At 67.8% G+C, this 15,470-nt stretch carries 17 protein-coding genes; 10 read left to right on the top strand and 7 right to left on the bottom strand.

The features are described from left to right. Positions 1-7: 7 nt before the first annotated feature. From JEK78_RS10755 to JEK78_RS10745, 3 genes are all read right to left on the bottom strand, one after another. Positions 8-1,039, bottom strand: a complete 1,032-nt coding sequence (locus tag JEK78_RS10755; RefSeq protein ID WP_200263857.1) for an alanine racemase — start codon at positions 1,037-1,039, stop codon at positions 8-10. A 62-nt stretch (positions 1,040-1,101) separates the two neighbouring features. Beyond that, positions 1,102-2,223, bottom strand: coding sequence for a peptidoglycan bridge formation glycyltransferase FemA/FemB family protein (locus tag JEK78_RS10750; protein ID WP_200263856.1), 1,122 nt, complete (start codon positions 2,221-2,223; stop codon positions 1,102-1,104). Between the two features lie 192 nt (positions 2,224-2,415). Continuing rightward, entirely contained in the window at positions 2,416-2,730 is a 315-nt protein-coding gene (locus JEK78_RS10745; protein ID WP_200263855.1) for a hypothetical protein, read from the bottom strand. A 273-nt stretch (positions 2,731-3,003) separates the two neighbouring features. On the opposite strand from JEK78_RS10745, the gene rpsF reads away from it, so the two are divergent. The 4 genes from rpsF to rplI all read left to right on the top strand — a co-directional run bounded on the left by rpsF (position 3,004) and on the right by rplI (position 4,699). Further along, the gene (rpsF, locus tag JEK78_RS10740) at positions 3,004-3,294 is read left to right on the top strand and encodes a 30S ribosomal protein S6 (RefSeq protein ID WP_200263854.1); all 291 of its coding nucleotides are present in this window, start codon (positions 3,004-3,006) and stop codon (positions 3,292-3,294) included. A 76-nt stretch (positions 3,295-3,370) separates the two neighbouring features. Further along, positions 3,371-3,952, top strand: a complete 582-nt coding sequence (locus tag JEK78_RS10735; RefSeq protein ID WP_200263853.1) for a single-stranded DNA-binding protein — start codon at positions 3,371-3,373, stop codon at positions 3,950-3,952. Between the two features lie 45 nt (positions 3,953-3,997). Next, complete coding sequence (rpsR, locus tag JEK78_RS10730) at positions 3,998-4,234, top strand: 30S ribosomal protein S18 (protein ID WP_003949403.1); 237 nt, start codon at positions 3,998-4,000, stop codon at positions 4,232-4,234. An 18-nt stretch (positions 4,235-4,252) separates the two neighbouring features. Beyond that, complete coding sequence (gene rplI, locus JEK78_RS10725) at positions 4,253-4,699, top strand: 50S ribosomal protein L9 (RefSeq protein ID WP_200263852.1); 447 nt, start codon at positions 4,253-4,255, stop codon at positions 4,697-4,699. A gap of 106 nt (positions 4,700-4,805) precedes the next feature. Here rplI and JEK78_RS10720 read toward each other — a convergent pair whose 3' ends face one another. After that, positions 4,806-6,143, bottom strand: coding sequence for an MATE family efflux transporter (locus tag JEK78_RS10720; protein ID WP_200263851.1), 1,338 nt, complete (start codon positions 6,141-6,143; stop codon positions 4,806-4,808). A gap of 458 nt (positions 6,144-6,601) precedes the next feature. On the opposite strand from JEK78_RS10720, the gene dnaB reads away from it, so the two are divergent. Beyond that, on the top strand, positions 6,602-8,083 hold the full coding sequence (dnaB, locus tag JEK78_RS10715; protein ID WP_200263850.1) for a replicative DNA helicase: 1,482 nt from the start codon (positions 6,602-6,604) through the stop codon (positions 8,081-8,083). A 236-nt stretch (positions 8,084-8,319) separates the two neighbouring features. Next, positions 8,320-9,705: a serine hydrolase domain-containing protein gene (locus tag JEK78_RS10710; protein ID WP_200263849.1), complete on the top strand. Its 1,386-nt coding sequence runs from the start codon at positions 8,320-8,322 to the stop codon at positions 9,703-9,705. 53 nt (positions 9,706-9,758) lie between these two features. On the opposite strand, the gene JEK78_RS10705 is transcribed toward JEK78_RS10710, so the two are convergent. After that, positions 9,759-10,241, bottom strand: a complete 483-nt coding sequence (locus tag JEK78_RS10705; protein ID WP_200263848.1) for an NUDIX hydrolase — start codon at positions 10,239-10,241, stop codon at positions 9,759-9,761. A gap of 403 nt (positions 10,242-10,644) precedes the next feature. Here JEK78_RS10705 and JEK78_RS10700 point away from each other — a divergent pair, with 403 nt between their 5' ends. Continuing rightward, positions 10,645-11,421, top strand: a complete 777-nt coding sequence (locus tag JEK78_RS10700) for an isoprenyl transferase (protein WP_200263847.1) — start codon at positions 10,645-10,647, stop codon at positions 11,419-11,421. Positions 11,422-11,540: 119 nt separating this feature from the next. Here JEK78_RS10700 and JEK78_RS10695 read toward each other — a convergent pair whose 3' ends face one another. Next, positions 11,541-12,239, bottom strand: a complete 699-nt coding sequence (locus JEK78_RS10695; protein WP_200263846.1) for a DUF5324 family protein — start codon at positions 12,237-12,239, stop codon at positions 11,541-11,543. A gap of 255 nt (positions 12,240-12,494) precedes the next feature. Between JEK78_RS10695 and JEK78_RS10690 the strand changes: the two genes are divergently transcribed. Next, entirely contained in the window at positions 12,495-13,028 is a 534-nt protein-coding gene (locus tag JEK78_RS10690; protein ID WP_242483344.1) for a peptidylprolyl isomerase, read from the top strand. A 110-nt stretch (positions 13,029-13,138) separates the two neighbouring features. Continuing rightward, the gene (locus tag JEK78_RS10685) at positions 13,139-14,026 is read left to right on the top strand and encodes a rhomboid family intramembrane serine protease (protein ID WP_200263844.1); all 888 of its coding nucleotides are present in this window, start codon (positions 13,139-13,141) and stop codon (positions 14,024-14,026) included. Positions 14,027-14,268: 242 nt separating this feature from the next. Here JEK78_RS10685 and crgA read toward each other — a convergent pair whose 3' ends face one another. After that, complete coding sequence (gene crgA / locus JEK78_RS10680) at positions 14,269-14,523, bottom strand: cell division protein CrgA (protein ID WP_200263843.1); 255 nt, start codon at positions 14,521-14,523, stop codon at positions 14,269-14,271. A 149-nt stretch (positions 14,524-14,672) separates the two neighbouring features. Here crgA and JEK78_RS10675 point away from each other — a divergent pair, with 149 nt between their 5' ends. Further along, complete coding sequence (locus JEK78_RS10675) at positions 14,673-15,452, top strand: DUF881 domain-containing protein (protein ID WP_200263842.1); 780 nt, start codon at positions 14,673-14,675, stop codon at positions 15,450-15,452. Positions 15,453-15,470: the final 18 nt, after the last annotated feature.

Raw genomic sequence — 15,470 nt, 5'->3', positions numbered from 1 at the left:
CGCGAGCTCAGCGGTCGACGAGGCGGTCGAACTGCGTCGTGGTGTGGCGCAGATGAGCCACGAGTTCGTCACCGACGGCGGGATCCGGGGCGTCCGCGGGGACGAAGAGGATGGAGACCTGCATGTGAGGTGGCTCCGCGAACCAGCGCTGCTTGCCGCCCCACACGAACGGCGACAGGTTCCGGTTGACGGTGGCGAGGCCGGCCCGAGCGACCCCCTTGGCCCGCGGCATTACCCCGTGCAGCGCCTTCGGCGCCTCCAGCCCCACGCCGTGGGAGGTACCGCCCGCCACCACCACGAGGTGGCCCTCCGAGGCCGTCTTCTGCTGCCGGTAGCCGAAGCGCTCGCCCTTGGCGACTCGGGTGACGTCCAGAACCGCGCCACGGTACTCGGTCGCCTCGTGATCGCCGAGCCACAGCCTGGTGCCGATCCGAGCCCGGAAACGCGTCTGCGGGAACTCCGACCGCAGACGCGCGAGCTCCTCGGCCCTGAGATGGCTGATGAACATCGTGTGGAGCGGCAGGCGGGCGGCTCGCAGCCGGTCCATCCAGGTGATGACCTCCTCGACCGCGTCCGAGCCGTCGGTCCTGTCGAGGGGAAGGTGGATGGCGAAGCCCTCCAGCCGAACGTTCTCTATCGCTGCGTGGAGCTGAGGGAGGTCCTGCTCCGAGATCCCGTGGCGCTTCATCGAGGACATCACCTCGATGACCACACGGGCACCGACAAGACCGTACACACCGTCGACGGACGACACCGAGCGCACGACACGATCCGGCAGCGGCACGGGCTCCTCACCCCGCCGGTAGGGCGTCAGCACCAGCAGGTCTCCGCTGAAGAAGTCCTTGATCCGTGCCGCTTCGTAGGTGGTGCCCACGGCGAGGATGTCCGACCCGAGTCGGGTGGCCTCCTCGGCCAGTCGCTCGTGCCCGAATCCGTAGCCGTTTCCCTTGCACACGGGGACGATCCCGGGGAACTGCTCGTGCACGTGCTTGTGGTGCGCCCGCCAGCGCGCGGTGTCGACGTAGAGGGTGAGCGCCATGGCCGGATCTGGAACCTTTCTCGTGGCTGCCTGCGGCAGGGAGGACGACGGGAGAGCCGCGGTCAGCGCCGCGACATGTAGATGTCGAGGGCCTTGTGCAGCAACCTGTTCAGCGGGAAGTCCCACTCGCCCAGGTACTCGGCAGCCTGCCCACCTGTGCCCACCTTGAACTGGATCAGCCCGAAGAGGTGGTCGGACTCGTCCAGGGAGTCGGAGATGCCGCGCAGGTCGTACACGGTGGCTCCGAGGGCGTAGGCGTCGCGGAGCATCGTCCACTGCATCGCGTTCGAGGGACGCACCTCGCGGCCGATGTTGTCGGAGGCCCCGTAGGAATACCAGACGTGCCCGCCGACGACCAGCATGGTGGCCGCCGACAGGTTGGTCCCCTCGTGTCGGGCGAAGTAGAGGCGCATGCGGTTGGGGTCCTCGGCGTTGAGCGCCGTCCACATACGCTGGAAGTACGAGAGCGGGCGCGGCCGGAAACGATCGCGGACAGCCGTGATCTCGTACAGACGCTGCCATTCCGCCAAGTCCTCGAAGCCGCCCTGGACCACTTCGACGCCGGCCTTCTCGGCCTTCTTGATGTTGCGGCGCCACAACTGGTTGAAGTTCTTGTGGACCTCCTCCAACGAGCGGCCGGCGAGAGGCACCTGGAAGACGTAGCGGGGTTGCACGTCGCCGAAACCGGCGCCGCCGTCCTCACCCTGCTGCCATCCCATACGGCGCAGCTTGTCGGCGACCTCGAACGCGCGCGGTTCGATGTGGTCCGCCTCGATGTCGCGAAGGCGCTTGACGTCGGGCTCCTGGATGCCGCGTTTGATGCCGGCGGCCTCCCAGCGGCGGATGATCACCGGCGGCCCCATCTTGACCGAGAACGCACCCTGCTGCTTCAGGTGCGCCAACATGGGATCCAGCCACTCCTGCAAGTTGGGCGCGAACCAGTTGATGACCGGGCCTTCGGGGAGATAGGCGAGGTAGCGCTTGATCTTCGGTAGCTGTCGGTAGAGGACCAGTCCCGCGCCGACCAGGTCACCCGTCCGGTCGTCGAACCAGCCGAGGTTCTCCGAGCGCCACTCCGCCTTGACGTCGGCCCATGCCGGGACCTGCATGTGGCTCGCAGAGGGCTGACTCTGGATGTAGGCCAGATGCTGCTCACGGCTGATGGTCCTCAGGGTCAGGCTCATTCGGGGCGCTCCTCGGGCTGGTGTGTCCCCATGGGATCAGGGGCTCCGGCTCTCGCGCGAAGCCTACTGGTCCGCCTCGGACGGCCCGATGGGGTGCGCGCACCGGCTACCGGTGGTCAGGACACCACCCGCGCCCGGACGTGAGACCCGTGGCCGGTGAGCCGGAGGAGCGCGGCGCTCCGGTGGTTCGGTTCAGCCGATCACTCCGCCGAAGAGGCCGCCGTTCGCCATGGAGAGGAGCAGGCCGAAACCCGATGAGCCCATGCCCATGACAAAACCAAAGCGTTGGCGCGTGGTCTGTGAGGTCCATTGCCCGTACGCGCCGACCAGGAGTCCCACCAAACCGGTCCAGGAGCCGACCAGGTGCAGGCCGGCGAAGAACGACGTGACGAAGGCGATGATCCCCAGCATCCCGGTGATCGCGAGCAGGGCCCGCTGGAGTGGGTGCGGCTTGCCGTCGGTGGCGAGCAGACCCCCGCCGGTGGCGGATCGCAACGTCTGTGCCATGGGGCACCTCCTGCGAAAGCGGCGCATCGTAGCGCGATGCACACCCGATGTGTACAGGGTGACCGCGAGCCGGGGGGAATTTCAACCGGAAGCGGTTGTGCGGGTACTGTGTACCGTCTGCACCGGTGTCTGCCCAGCATGAGCCGGGGGGTCTCTGTCGTCGTCCGACTGTCAGTGCCCCCTGGTCTACTGAATCGCACCGAGGCGGACGCATCACAACCCTCCTGCCACGGAACGACCGTGGCCGCCGAGTCCGAAGGAGGTGGGTTCCACATGCGTCACTACGAGGTGATGGTCATCCTCGACCCCGACGTCGAGGAGCGCGCTGTCTCCCCTCTGATCGAGAACTTCCTTTCCGTCGTCCGCGACGGTGGCGGAAAGGTCGAGAAGGTCGACACCTGGGGTCGTCGTCGTCTCTCGTACGAGATCAAGAAGAAGCCCGAGGGGATCTACTCGGTCATCGACCTCCGGGCCGAGCCCGCGGTCGTCAAGGAACTCGACCGTCAGATGAACCTGAACGAGTCGGTTCTCCGGACCAAGGTCCTTCGCCCCGAGACCCACTGAGCGTCGCCGCTCAGTCGAGTCGGGGCTTCGAGTAGCAGCACCAGCAGCCAGCAGCACACCCGCCGAGAGGTTTCCTATGGCAGGCGAGACCGTCATCACGGTCGTCGGCAATCTTGTCGACGACCCCGAGCTGCGCTTCACCCCCTCCGGTGCGGCGGTCGCGAAGTTCCGTGTCGCGTCGACCCCGCGCGTCTTCGACCGCCAGACCAACGAGTGGAAGGACGGCGAGAGCCTCTTCCTCACGTGCTCGGTCTGGCGACAGGCAGCGGAGAACGTCGCCGAGTCGCTCCAGCGAGGCATGCGCGTCATCGTGCAGGGACGGCTGAAGCAGCGGTCCTACGAGGACCGTGAGGGTGTCAAGCGCACGGTCTACGAGCTGGACGTCGACGAGGTGGGCGCCAGTCTTCGCAACGCCACGGCCAAGGTCACCAAGACCACCGGTCGTGGTGGCCAGGGCGGCTACGGCGGAGGCGGTCAGCAGGGTGGCGGCGGCTGGGGCGGAGGCCCCGGCGGCGGCCAGCAGGGAGGCGGCGCGCCCGCCGACGACCCCTGGGCGACCGGTGCGCCGAGCGGCGGTCAGCAGGGTGGCGGCGGCTGGGGCGGTGGCTCCGGCGGCACTGGCGGTGGCGGCGGCTACTCGGACGAACCTCCCTTCTGAGGGCGGGTTCGTACCTCACATTCTTGATCACACAGGAGAGACACCATGGCGAAGCCGCCTGTGCGCAAGCCGAAGAAGAAGGTCTGCGCTTTCTGCAAGGACAAGGTCACGTACGTGGACTACAAGGACACGAACATGCTGCGGAAGTTCATTTCCGACCGCGGCAAGATTCGTGCGCGTCGCGTGACCGGCAACTGCACCCAGCACCAGCGTGACGTCGCGACGGCCGTGAAGAACAGCCGTGAGATGGCGCTGCTGCCCTACACCTCCACCGCGCGATAAGGGAAGGGTGGCCGAATCATGAAGATCATCCTTACTCACGAGGTTTCCGGCCTCGGCGCCGCTGGTGACGTCGTCGACGTCAAGGACGGGTACGCCCGCAACTACCTGGTCCCGCGGAAGCTCGCGATCCGTTGGACCAAGGGTGGCGAGAAGGACGTGGCGCAGATCCGTCGCGCCCGCAAGATTCACGAGATTCAGACCATCGAGCAGGCCAACCAGGTGAAGGCCCAGCTCGAGGGTGTCAGCGTTCGCCTGGCGGTCCGCGCCGGCGACGCCGGTCGTCTGTTCGGATCCGTCACGCAGGCCGACATCGCGTCCGCGATCAAGGCCGCAGGCGGCCCCGAGGTGGACAAGCGTCGGATCGAGGTCGCGTCGCCGATCAAGACCCTCGGTGCCCACGCGACGTCCGTGCGTCTGCACGACGAGGTCGCCGCGAAGGTCAACATCGAGGTGGTGGCCGCCTGAGGGCCGCCTCTCGACGTAGGAGAACGGGGTCGCATCCGGTGGGTGCGACCCCGTTCTCTCGTCGATGGCGCCGGCCTGGTGGCCTCGTGGTTCCGTGAGGGCGCCTTCAGCCGTTGGTACCGGTCACCAGCCATAGCCCTGTTCGAGCGCGTCGACGCAGCGTCGACAGTCGGACCGCCATCATCAGCGTCATCGCCAGCCAGAGACCGAGTAGACCGCTCCCGCTCCAGGGGACGAGCAGTGCCACCGGAATGAAGATCGCCAGAGTGAGCACCATGGCTCGGGCGAGGTAGGGCCCGTCTCCCGCCCCCATCAGGACTCCGTCCAGGACGAAGACCATGCCGCAGAGGGGCTGTGCGACCGCGACGACGACCAGCGCGGACAGCGCCGCGTCCTGGACCGAGGGGTCGCGGGTGAACAGGGGGAGGATGGCCGGCCGTCCCGCCAGGAGCAGGAGGCCGAGAAGCACGCCGGTTCCGACGCCCCATATCTGTATGCGCCGGCACGTGTCGCGCGCGCCTCGAGTGTCCCCGGCTCCCAGGTACCGGCCGATGAGGGCCTGGCCCGCGATGGCGAGGGCGTCCAACGCGAAGGCGAGCAGGCTCCACAGGGACAGGACGATCTGGTGGGCCGCTACATCGACGTCCCCGAGCCGGGCGGCCACGGCTGTCGCGACCACGAGGATGGCTCGTAGGGAGAGTGTCCGTACCAGCAGGGGCAGACCCGCGCGTCCGGAGGCGCCGATGCCGGCGAGGCGAGGACGGAGTCCGACGTGGTGTGCGCGGGCTCCGTGAACGACCACCGCGAGATAGGCGGCGGCCATACCGAACTGGGCGATGACCGTGCCCCAGGCGGAACCGGCGATCCCGAGACCGGCCCCGTGCACCAGCGCGACGTTGAGGACGGCGTTCGCGACGAACCCGGCCACCGCGACGTAGAGCGGTGTCCGGGTGTTCCGCAGCCCCCGTAGGACACCAGTCGCGGCCAAGACGATCAGCATCGCGGGGATGCCGAGCGCGGAGACACGCAGGTATGTGACGGCGTGAGGTGTCGCGGTGGCCGAAGCGCCGACAAGGTCCACGAGTGCGGGCGCCATCGGGACGAAGACCGCGACGACCCCGACGCCGAGAAGCACGGCCAGCCAGATGCCGTCCAGTCCCTGGCGGACCGCCCCTGGCAGATCACCGCCACCGGCTCGGCGGGCGACCGTCGCCGTGGTGGCGTAGGCCAGGAACACGAACACGCTGACCGCTGTGGTCAGGAGAGCGGAGGCGACCCCGAGACCCGCCAGCTGCGAGGTGCCGAGACGGCCCACGATGGCGCTGTCGGCCAGGACGAAGAGGGGCTCGGCGACCAGCGCTCCGAAGGTCGGCAGGGCAAGCCCCAGAATCTCCCTGTCCTGGTGGCGACGCGGCGGACGGGCGCGGGCGGAGGTCTCCGGCATGACCGCCAAGCTATCTGTCCACAGGTAAGAGATGCAATCCGACCATGACCCTTACTGAATCGTTGCGAGAGCTCACTGGGTGGGGGAGGGCCGCGCTCGGGCGTCCGGCCGGGGGAAAGTTTTTCTTCTGCACAGTCCGTGGACAAGGAAAGTGCAGGTCAGAGAGGTTCGTGAGGGCTGACTGGTGTCATCTGCGTGGCGCTGTCCACTGGTGCGTGCACAGAATCAGGCTGCTTCTCCACAGTATCTGGCGCCTCGTCCACATGGCCTGTGGATAACCAGATTGGCTGACGGTGGCCGGGGGCCTACCGTAGTCCGGCGCCCGCCGCGGCGGTCGCGTCGGACGGCACCCACGACCCGACGCGCCGCGATGGAGTGAGAGCGCGGTTTGTCGGTGCTGTGCCGTAGAACAGAGTGGCGCGGTGAGGTCCGCTCGGCGGACGGGAGGAGGTGACTCGGTGAGCATTTCCGAGCCCGTGGACGAGCCGTGGGTCGAGACCGAACCAGGTGACCGGGTTCCCGCCTCCCGTCGCCGAGCCGAGGCGGGCGGCAGAGGCGGAGAGGGCCGTCATGACAGAGGAGTCGACACCGCTTCCTGGGACACCGGGGGCTCCTCCTTCGAGCGGCTGCCGCCTCAGGATCTCGAGGCAGAGCAGTCGGTGCTGGGCGGCATGCTCCTGTCCAAGGACGCCATCGCCGATGTCGTCGAGATTCTCAAGGGCAAGGACTTCTACAAGCCGGCGCACGAGACGGTCTTCCAAGCCATCCTCGATGTCTACGCGAGGGGCGAGCCGGCCGACCCGATCACGATCGCGGCCGAGCTGACCAAGCGAGCCGAGATCAACAAGGTCGGCGGCGCCTCGTATCTTCACGCGCTTGTCCAGACCGTACCTACCGCGGCGAACGCCGCTTATTACGCCGAGATCGTGCACGAACGCGCGGTGCTGCGGCGCCTGGTCGAAGCGGGCACCCGGATCACGCAGATGGGATACGCGGCCGACGACGACGTGGACGAGATCGTCAACCGCGCCCAGGCGGAGATCTACGCCGTCACCGAGCAAAGGACCAGCGAGGACTACCTCCCGCTCGGCGACATCATGGAGGGGGCTCTCGACGAGATCGAGGCGATCGGTTCGCGCAGTGGCGAGATGACCGGGGTGCCCACGGGGTTCACCGACTTCGACTCGTTGACCAATGGTCTGCACCCCGGACAGATGATCGTCATCGCGGCCCGCCCCGCGATGGGCAAGTCGACCCTGGCGCTGGACTTCGCCCGCGCGGCGTCGATCAAGAACAACCTCCCCAGCGTGATCTTCTCCCTGGAGATGGGTCGGAACGAGATCGCCATGCGGCTGCTCTCGGCCGAGGCGCGGGTGGCCCTTCACCACATGCGATCCGGCACGATGACGGACGACGACTGGACCCGGCTGGCGCGCCGTATGCCTGACGTCTCCACGGCACCTCTCTACATCGACGACTCCCCGAATCTCTCCATGATGGAGATCCGGGCGAAGTGCCGACGCCTCAAGCAGCGCAGCGACCTCAAGCTCGTCGTCATCGACTACCTGCAGCTGATGCAGTCGGGTGGTTCGAAGCGGGCCGAGAGCCGGCAGCAGGAGGTCTCCGACATGTCCCGCAATCTGAAGCTGCTGGCCAAGGAACTGGAGATTCCGGTCGTCGCGCTTTCTCAGTTGAACCGAGGACCGGAGCAGCGCACCGACAAGAAGCCGATGGTGTCCGACCTGCGAGAGTCGGGTTCCATCGAGCAGGACGCCGACATGGTCATCCTGCTCCACCGGGAGGACGCCTACGAGAAGGAGTCTCCCCGGGCGGGCGAGGCCGACCTGATCGTGGCGAAGCACCGAAACGGCCCCACGGCCACGATCACCGTGGCCTTCCAGGGGCACTACTCCCGCTTCGTGGACATGGCGCAGACCTGAACCGCCCCGCTGTCGGTGGAGAGCCCTGACGCCGCTTCCTGGAAGCCCGACTCGCGCGCCGCCCGTGCCGCGTGGCCCGAGCTCCCCCGGATCGACGTCGACCACCTTGCGGGGGATGTCGGGCAATACTCGGGGGAGGAAGACCTCCTGGGAGCGTGTTGCGGTCGAGGCTCCGGGCCCTGTCGGGTAGGGAAATGGAGTGGACACCGAAGTGCCGTGGCGATGTGCTGGGGGACATGACGACATCACAGGCGGAGCTGCTCCCCGGGACCCAGCGCGCGCTCGCGCACAGGCTTGCCGTCGCGCAGACGGACGGTCGGGCTCCGTCGATGGTCGCGGCGGTGGTGAGGGAAGGGCGCACGGTGTGGCACGGGGCACGGGGGACGGAATCGATCGGTGTCCGGGACGACAAGGTGCAGTACCGGATCGGATCCATCACCAAGACGTTCACCGCCGTGCTCGTCCTCAGACTGCGAGATGAGGGGGTCATCGACCTCCAGGACAGACTGGAGAAGCACCTCCCGGGGACCAAGGCGGGGGAAGCCACGATCGTGCAGTTGCTCGCGCACACGAGTGGTCTCGCCGCGGAGTCTCCAGGGCCTTGGTGGGAGCGGACCCCGGGTTCTCTCCGTCCCGAGTTGGACGACGTCTTGGGTCATGCTCCCTTCCGGCACGCGGTGGGGCGCAGGCACCACTACTCCAACCCCGGCTATTCGCTACTCGGTGCCTTGGTCGAGGAGTTGCGGGGTGCCCCCTGGGAGGAGGTGCTGAGGCAGGAGGTGCTCGAGCCGCTCGGTCTGGAGCGCACGGGACGTCGCCCACACGCTCCCCATGCCAGGGGTTGGGCGGTGCACCCCTGGGCCGACGTGTTGCTGGCCGAGCCCGTGGAGGACCTCGGGAGGATGGCCTCCGCCGGCCAGCTCTGGTCCACCTCGGGGGATTTGGCCCGGTTCGCCGCGTTCCTGGCCCATGGCGACGAGCGGGTGTTGAGCGATGTGGGCCTGGTGGAGATGCGACGACCGGCCGCCCCGTCGGAACCCGCCGAACTCGCCGACGGTGTGGCCTATGGACTGGGTCTACAACTCCGTCATCGGGCGGGTCGGTTCCTGGTGGGGCACTCGGGTTCCTTGCCGGGCTTCCTGGCCGATGTCACCATCGATGTCGCGGACGATGTCGCCGCGGTGGTGCTGGCCAATTGCACCTCGGGCCCGTCCGTGAGCGAGGTGGGGGCCGAGCTGGTTCGCATTGTCGCCGAGTCGGAGCCGAGAATCCCCGCCCTCTGGCGACCACTGGGGGAAGTCGCCCAGGAGGTTCTGGAACTGGTCGGTCCGTGGTACTGGGGAACGCAGGCGTTCGCCCTCCGGCTGACCGAACGAGCCGGGTTGACGTTGGAGCCGCTGTCGGGCGCCGGACGAAGGACCCGTTTCGAAGCGAGCGCCGGGGACACCTGGGTCGGTCTGGAAGGCTACTACGCCGGCGAGGTGTTGCGTCCCGTGAGGAGGTCGGATGGGAGGTTGAGTCACCTGGATCTCGGTTCCTTCGTCTTTACGCGCACGCCGTACGACGAAGGAGCCCCGGTCCCCGGCGGTGTGGATCCCCGAGGTTGGCGTGGTATGGCGTAGCGCCGGTGTTTCACGTGGAACACGTGGCACGCGTCCGCTTCGAACAGCCGGAGTCAGCCGAGGTCGGGCGCGTGCATGGCACGTACTCCCTCGATGTTGCCGTCAAGGAAGTGCCGGAGGGACAGCGGGACGAGATGGACCGAGGCGATCCCCAGCCGGGTGAACGGGACGCGCACGATCTCGTAGACGCCGGTGGGCTCCTCGACTTCGGGACCGTGCCGCAGAGAGGGGTCCAACGCCTTCAGTCGGCAGACGAAGAAGTGCTGCACCTTGACGCCGACGGCTCCGCCGTCCTCGCTGATGTGCTCCACCGTGTCCACGAAGCAAGGGACCACGTCGGCGATCTCCGCGCCGAGCTCCTCGTGCACCTCTCTGTGGAGGGCTTTGACGACGGTCGTGTCCTCCGGCTCGACACCCCCTCCAGGGGTCACCCAGTAGGGGGCGACACCCGGCTTGGTGCGTTTGATCAGGAGGAGGTCGTCGCCGTCCAGGAGGACGGCGCGGGCAGTGCGTTTGACCACGGGACGGACGGCCATGGGGTGAATGTGGCCCGCAGGGTGATCCGCGAAACCTTCGTGTGCGTTCGGTCGCGGCGCGCGCACCTCGTGTCGCCGTGAAGTGGGACCAGGGCGACGGCGTCAACCTGCGTCGGTGACCGAGGGTAGTGGCCTGATTCCTCAGGTGTCCCCGCTGGGCCTGCCCGGTGCGTCGGGCGGGCGGCGCTTGGCGTCCGATGGAGCCAACTGCCACCGTGGACAACTCTGTTGACGCCGCCGGATGCCCGTGTGCTATCCGTGATGGTCGCCGGGCGCAGGGGGCGCTCTTGATATCGTCACCCCGCAGGACACCGGCAACCTCAGCCGGCCGAGGCGGTGCCGTCGGTGGACGGATCGTTGTCGGGGCCGTTTTGGCACTGTCGACGAGGTGGAAGGGGTAGCCATGCGGGCGAAGGTACGGGCCGCTCTCGACGCGCTGTACATGAAGCGGCTGGTCAAGCAGCTAGAAGGGCGTTCCCGGCCACAGCACATCGGCATCATGCTGGATGGCAACCGGCGTTGGGCCAAGATGTCCGGGATCGAGGACCCCCGGGAAGGCTACCGTGCGGGCGGTGCCAAGGTCCTGGACTTTCTCCGCTGGTGTGATTCCGCAGGCATCGAGCATGTGAGCCTCTTCATGCTCTCGGACGACAATCTTCATCGGCCGGAGGACCAGCTCACGCCTCTGATCGATGTCATCGCCGAGGTCGTCGAGCGAATCTCGGCCCCCGGCAACCCGTGGCGGGTCGAGGTGGTGGGAGCCCTCGACCTGCTTCCGGCCGATTCGGCGAGCCGCCTCAAGGCAGCCGTCTCCGCGACCGAGGGGCGGCGGGGAGGAACCAAGGTCGATGTCGCCGTGGGCTACGGTGGCCGTCGCGAGATCGTGGACGCCGTTCGCTCCGCGTTGACGGAGCACAGCGCGGCGGGCGGTGACATCGACGAGTTCATCGAGACCTTCACGATGGAGCACATCTCGAAGCACCTGTACTCGAAGGCGCGCTCCGAGTCGGATCTGATCATCCGAACCTCGGGTGAGCAGCGGTTGTCCGGCTTCCTTCTGTGGCAGTCCGCCTATGCGGAGGTCTACTTCTGCGAGTGCTACTGGCCCGATTTCCGAGAGATCGACTTCCTGCGAGCCCTGCGTTCCTATTCGATGCGTGAGAGACGCTACGGTCGGTGATCTGGCCTTGCCCTCTCGTGGTTCGGGTTTCACGTGAAACCCGAACCACGAGAAGCGGCGTGTCGGTGACGGCGGGCCTGGCCGCCCCACGAGCATCACGCCAAGTCTTGTGGGCGGCGTCAGCGTGGTCCACCGTTGTCGCGAGCTCCGCCTTCCGCTTGCCTCGTTCTGGGGTCGGCGTCCAGGTCGGCCGGTCGGGTGCCGTCCACCGAGGTCAGCCGACCGGATTCCCGGAACGCGCCGTCCGCCGGTTCGACCAGCCAGTCCGGCTCGCTCTGCTTCTCCCACCATCTCCACACCGAGTAGACGGCAGCGGTGGCCAGGCCCAGGATCGCGACAGTCCTGATCGTCTGTCCGGCCTGGGCTCGCCGATGCCGTTTCCGGGCGAGTCTCTCGATCTCCTCGGCGGAGACGCTGCCGCGCAGCGCGGCGAGAGCGGCGGCACCACGTAGTACCGCCTCGTCCTTGGCCGGGCCGGCCGCGGCGACAGCCTGCTCGATCTTGGGTCGGGAGTAGTCCGCCGCATGCCGTGCCGCGATCCTGGTGCGAAAGGCGGCCTCTTGCGCCGCTGCGTCCCACGTCGGCGGGATATGAGAGCGCGCCTGCTCCAGGCGCGGCACCACGTGGGCTCCGTATTGTGTGCGGGCCTGGTCGGCGGCGAGCGCCACTCTGGGGGCCAGTCGTGCGCGGGCCTCATGGGCGTAGTGCGCGGCCCTGTCCTTGGCCGTGTCGGCGCAGGGCCCCGCCACTTCCGCGGCGTGCAGCACGCCGTTCCTCGCCGTGCCGGTCGCGGCGCGCACGCTGTCGATGCGGGTCACGGATCCTCCTTCTCGGTGGCGTACGGTAGACCGACTGTCCACCTTTCTCCGGATCATGCCCGCCGGTGCCGGACCGGGCATGCGCGAGCGAGCATCCGGGTCATGTGGCGGGACGAGGGCAGTGTGTCCCGTTCCGACAGGGGCGTCGTCTCGCGCTCCGCACCCATGGATCGGAATCGCCTCGGCCGCTTTTTCGGGGCCGAGAGCCCGCGTGCGAGGATCGGGAGGTCACACCGAGACGACGGAAGGCACATCGTGGCCGAGCACCTCCACGCCACCCTCAAGACCACCCACGGTGACATCGACGTCCGACTGCTCCGGAATCACGCTCCCGCGACTGTCAGGAACTTCGTCGAACTCGCCTCGGGTGAGCGCGAGTGGACCCACCCGGCGACGGGGGAGAAGTCCGCTGCCAAGCTGTACGACGGAACGGTGTTCCATCGAGTGATCAGCGGATTCATGATCCAGGGGGGCGATCCGTTGGGGAACGGAACCGGAGGACCGGGGTATCAGTTCGCCGACGAGTTCCATCCCGAGCTCGCCTTCGACATGCCCTATCGGTTGGCCATGGCCAATGCGGGACCGGGAACCAATGGCTCGCAGTTCTTCATCACCGTCGCACCGACCACGTGGTTGAACCGCAAGCACACCATCTTCGGCGAGATCCTCTCGGACGCGGGCCGTCGGGTCGTCGACGCCATCGCGGCCGTGGAGACGAACCCGCGTACGGATCGGCCCCTGAGTGACGTGGTCATCGAGTCCGTCGTCGTCGAGACCCGCCAGGGCTGAGCGGGTCGGCCGGCCTCGGGAACCCTGCCGCCCGCTTGCCCGTCACGATGGGCGGGGGCTCCCGACGGACGGCGGGTCTCGAGCAGTCACATCACGATCGAGGGGACGTCATGGACCAGGCAGCAGATGGCACCTCGCGGGAAGCGGGGCATCCGAAGGTCTGCTATCGCCACCACGATCGACAGACCGGCATCAGCTGCACCCGCTGCGATCGTCCGATCTGCCCGGACTGCATGGTGGACGCGGCGGTAGGGTTCCAATGCCCGGAATGCGTGCGTACCGCGGCTGGTACCGGCCACGGCCCGAGAGCCGCTCGACCACGTACCATCGCCGGAGGTGCGGTGGCCGCCGACCCGCGCCTGCTGACCAAGATCTTCCTGGGCGTCAACGTGGCGGTGTTCGTCGCCGTGCACGTCTGGCCCACGATCCTCGCCGATCTCGTGCTCATCGGTCGCTGGCCTCCGGCCCCCTTCCCGGCCGTGGAGGGAGTCGCGGGAGGGCAGTGGTACCGCCTGTTGACCTCGATCTTCACGCATGAGGCGATCTGGCACATCGCGTTCAACATGTTGGGTCTCTGGTGGCTCGGGGGCCCACTGGAAGCGGCCCTCGGCCGGGTCCGCTACCTGGCCCTCTACCTGTTGTCGGGGCTCGCCGGCAGCGCTCTCACCTACCTTCTGTCCGGACCGACCGACGCTTCGTTGGGAGCCTCCGGGGCGATCTTCGGCCTGTTCGGAGCCACGGCCGTGCTGATGCGCAGGCTCGACTACGACATGCGGCCGGTGCTCGCCTTGCTGGCGATCAACTTGGTGTTCACCTTCACCTGGGGGAACATCGCCTGGCAGGCACACATCGGTGGCCTGGTCGCCGGACTGGTCATCGGCTACGCCATGGTCCACGCGCCACGCGAGCGGAGGACGCTCGTCCAGTACGGGACCTGCGGCCTGGTCCTGCTGGTCGCGGTCGCGTTGTGCCTGCTGAGGACGGTACAGCTCACCTGAGCGATCTGTTGTCCACAGTGCCGAGCGGGTCGCGGTCACCGTGTCGGTGGGTGGAGCGCCACGTGGGCGCCCCACCTATACGCAGGTCAGCCCCGGAGACGCCCGGATGGACAACGCTCGCCGCAGTGTGCCCACGGCTCTGTGCGCTCGCTAGTTATCCACAGATCGTCTTTTCTTTTCCCCATGTGGATAACTTGTGGACAACTCCGTGCCGCGCCCCTTGAACGGTTCTCCCGGGCAGCCTACTTCCACTGTGTGGAGACGCCGAACCCAGCGGCGATGAAGCCGAAGCCCACCACGATGTTCCAGTTGCCCAGGGCATCGACGGGCAGTGAACCGTCGGTGACGTAGAAGACCACGATCCAGGCCAGACCCAGGAGGAACAGGGCGAGCATGACGGGGGCGACCCAGGACCGACTGCCGAGGTTGACCGTGGTCGACTGTTTGGCAGGCGGCGGCGTGTAGTCGGCCTTCTTGCGGATACGTGACTTCGGCACGAGGGTCTCTCCTGTCGATGCGCTGCGCGGCCGCGCACGAGTGGGTCGGTGTCGGTCTGCTTGGGGCGGCGGCCCGGAGGCCGCCTGAGCGCTCCCCCGGGCGTCCGCTAGCGTAGTGCTTCCGTGGCGCCGAAGGAGATAAGGGTACGTTGAGCAATTCTGCCGACTCCCCGGGGACGGTATCCACCCCTGACCCCGGTCGAGGTTTCCGCCCTGTCCGTCTGCTCACGGCCTCCGCCTTCGCCTTGGCCGGTCTTCTCTTCGTGACGAGTTTCCACACGGCCCGGGGAACCGACATTCGCACCGACGCCTCCCTGCTGAAGCTGTCGGACCTCATCCAGGAACGCAGTCGGGACAACGGCGAGCGAGAAGAGGCCAACGCGGTTCTGCGCCAGGACGTGGAGGTCCTGGCCGAGCGGGACAACGGGAGCACTCGGGCGGAAGAGGACCGGCTCACCGATCTGGAGAGGGCGGCGGGCGCGGAGGCCCTCGTCGGTCGGGCGGTCAGCGTCACCCTGGACGACGCGCCCCCGGACGCGAGTGCCAAGCTGCCCGGCTATCCCGACCCACAGCCCGACGACCTCGTGATCCACCAGCAGGACCTGCAGGCCGTGGTGAACGCCTTGTGGCGGGGAGGCGCGGAGGGAATCCAGGTCATGGACCAGAGGCTGATCTCCACCAGCGCGGTGAGGTGTGTCGGCAACACCCTCATCCTCCAGGGGCGTGTCTACTCGCCCCCGTATCGGGTCACGGCGGTGGGAGACCCCGAGACACTGCGCCAGGCGTTGCACGATTCGCCCGCGATCCAGACCTATCTGGCGTACGTCGACGGCTACGGCCTCGGCTGGGAAGTCGTGGAGAACGACAGCGTGACACTGCCTGGCTACTCCGGCACAGTGGAGATGCACCACGCCGAGCCCGTGGAGTGAGCCTCGCTGGAGCCGCCG

The organism is Streptomyces sp. HSG2, assembly GCF_016598575.1.
GTDB lineage: Bacteria > Actinomycetota > Actinomycetes > Streptomycetales > Streptomycetaceae > Streptomyces.
The sequence above is the reverse complement of the archived record's forward strand: the minus strand, read 5'-3'. Positions and strand labels throughout refer to the sequence as shown.

Excerpts from the sequence above, each read along its gene's own strand:
- JEK78_RS10710 (WP_200263849.1), top strand. The coding sequence starts at position 8,320 with ATGACGACATCACAGGCGGAGCTGCTCCCCGGGACCCAGCGCGCGCTC.
- JEK78_RS10700 (WP_200263847.1), top strand. The coding sequence starts at position 10,645 with ATGCGGGCGAAGGTACGGGCCGCTCTCGACGCGCTGTACATGAAGCGG.
- JEK78_RS10745 (WP_200263855.1), bottom strand. The coding sequence starts at position 2,730 with ATGGCACAGACGTTGCGATCCGCCACCGGCGGGGGTCTGCTCGCCACC.
- JEK78_RS10750 (WP_200263856.1), bottom strand. The coding sequence starts at position 2,223 with ATGAGCCTGACCCTGAGGACCATCAGCCGTGAGCAGCATCTGGCCTAC.
- rpsR (WP_003949403.1), top strand. The coding sequence starts at position 3,998 with ATGGCGAAGCCGCCTGTGCGCAAGCCGAAGAAGAAGGTCTGCGCTTTC.
- JEK78_RS10720 (WP_200263851.1), bottom strand. The coding sequence starts at position 6,143 with ATGCCGGAGACCTCCGCCCGCGCCCGTCCGCCGCGTCGCCACCAGGAC.
- rplI (WP_200263852.1), top strand. The coding sequence starts at position 4,253 with ATGAAGATCATCCTTACTCACGAGGTTTCCGGCCTCGGCGCCGCTGGT.
- rpsF (WP_200263854.1), top strand. The coding sequence starts at position 3,004 with ATGCGTCACTACGAGGTGATGGTCATCCTCGACCCCGACGTCGAGGAG.
- JEK78_RS10685 (WP_200263844.1), top strand. The coding sequence starts at position 13,139 with ATGGACCAGGCAGCAGATGGCACCTCGCGGGAAGCGGGGCATCCGAAG.
- JEK78_RS10755 (WP_200263857.1), bottom strand. The coding sequence starts at position 1,039 with ATGGCGCTCACCCTCTACGTCGACACCGCGCGCTGGCGGGCGCACCAC.
- JEK78_RS10735 (WP_200263853.1), top strand. The coding sequence starts at position 3,371 with ATGGCAGGCGAGACCGTCATCACGGTCGTCGGCAATCTTGTCGACGAC.
- JEK78_RS10705 (WP_200263848.1), bottom strand. The coding sequence starts at position 10,241 with ATGGCCGTCCGTCCCGTGGTCAAACGCACTGCCCGCGCCGTCCTCCTG.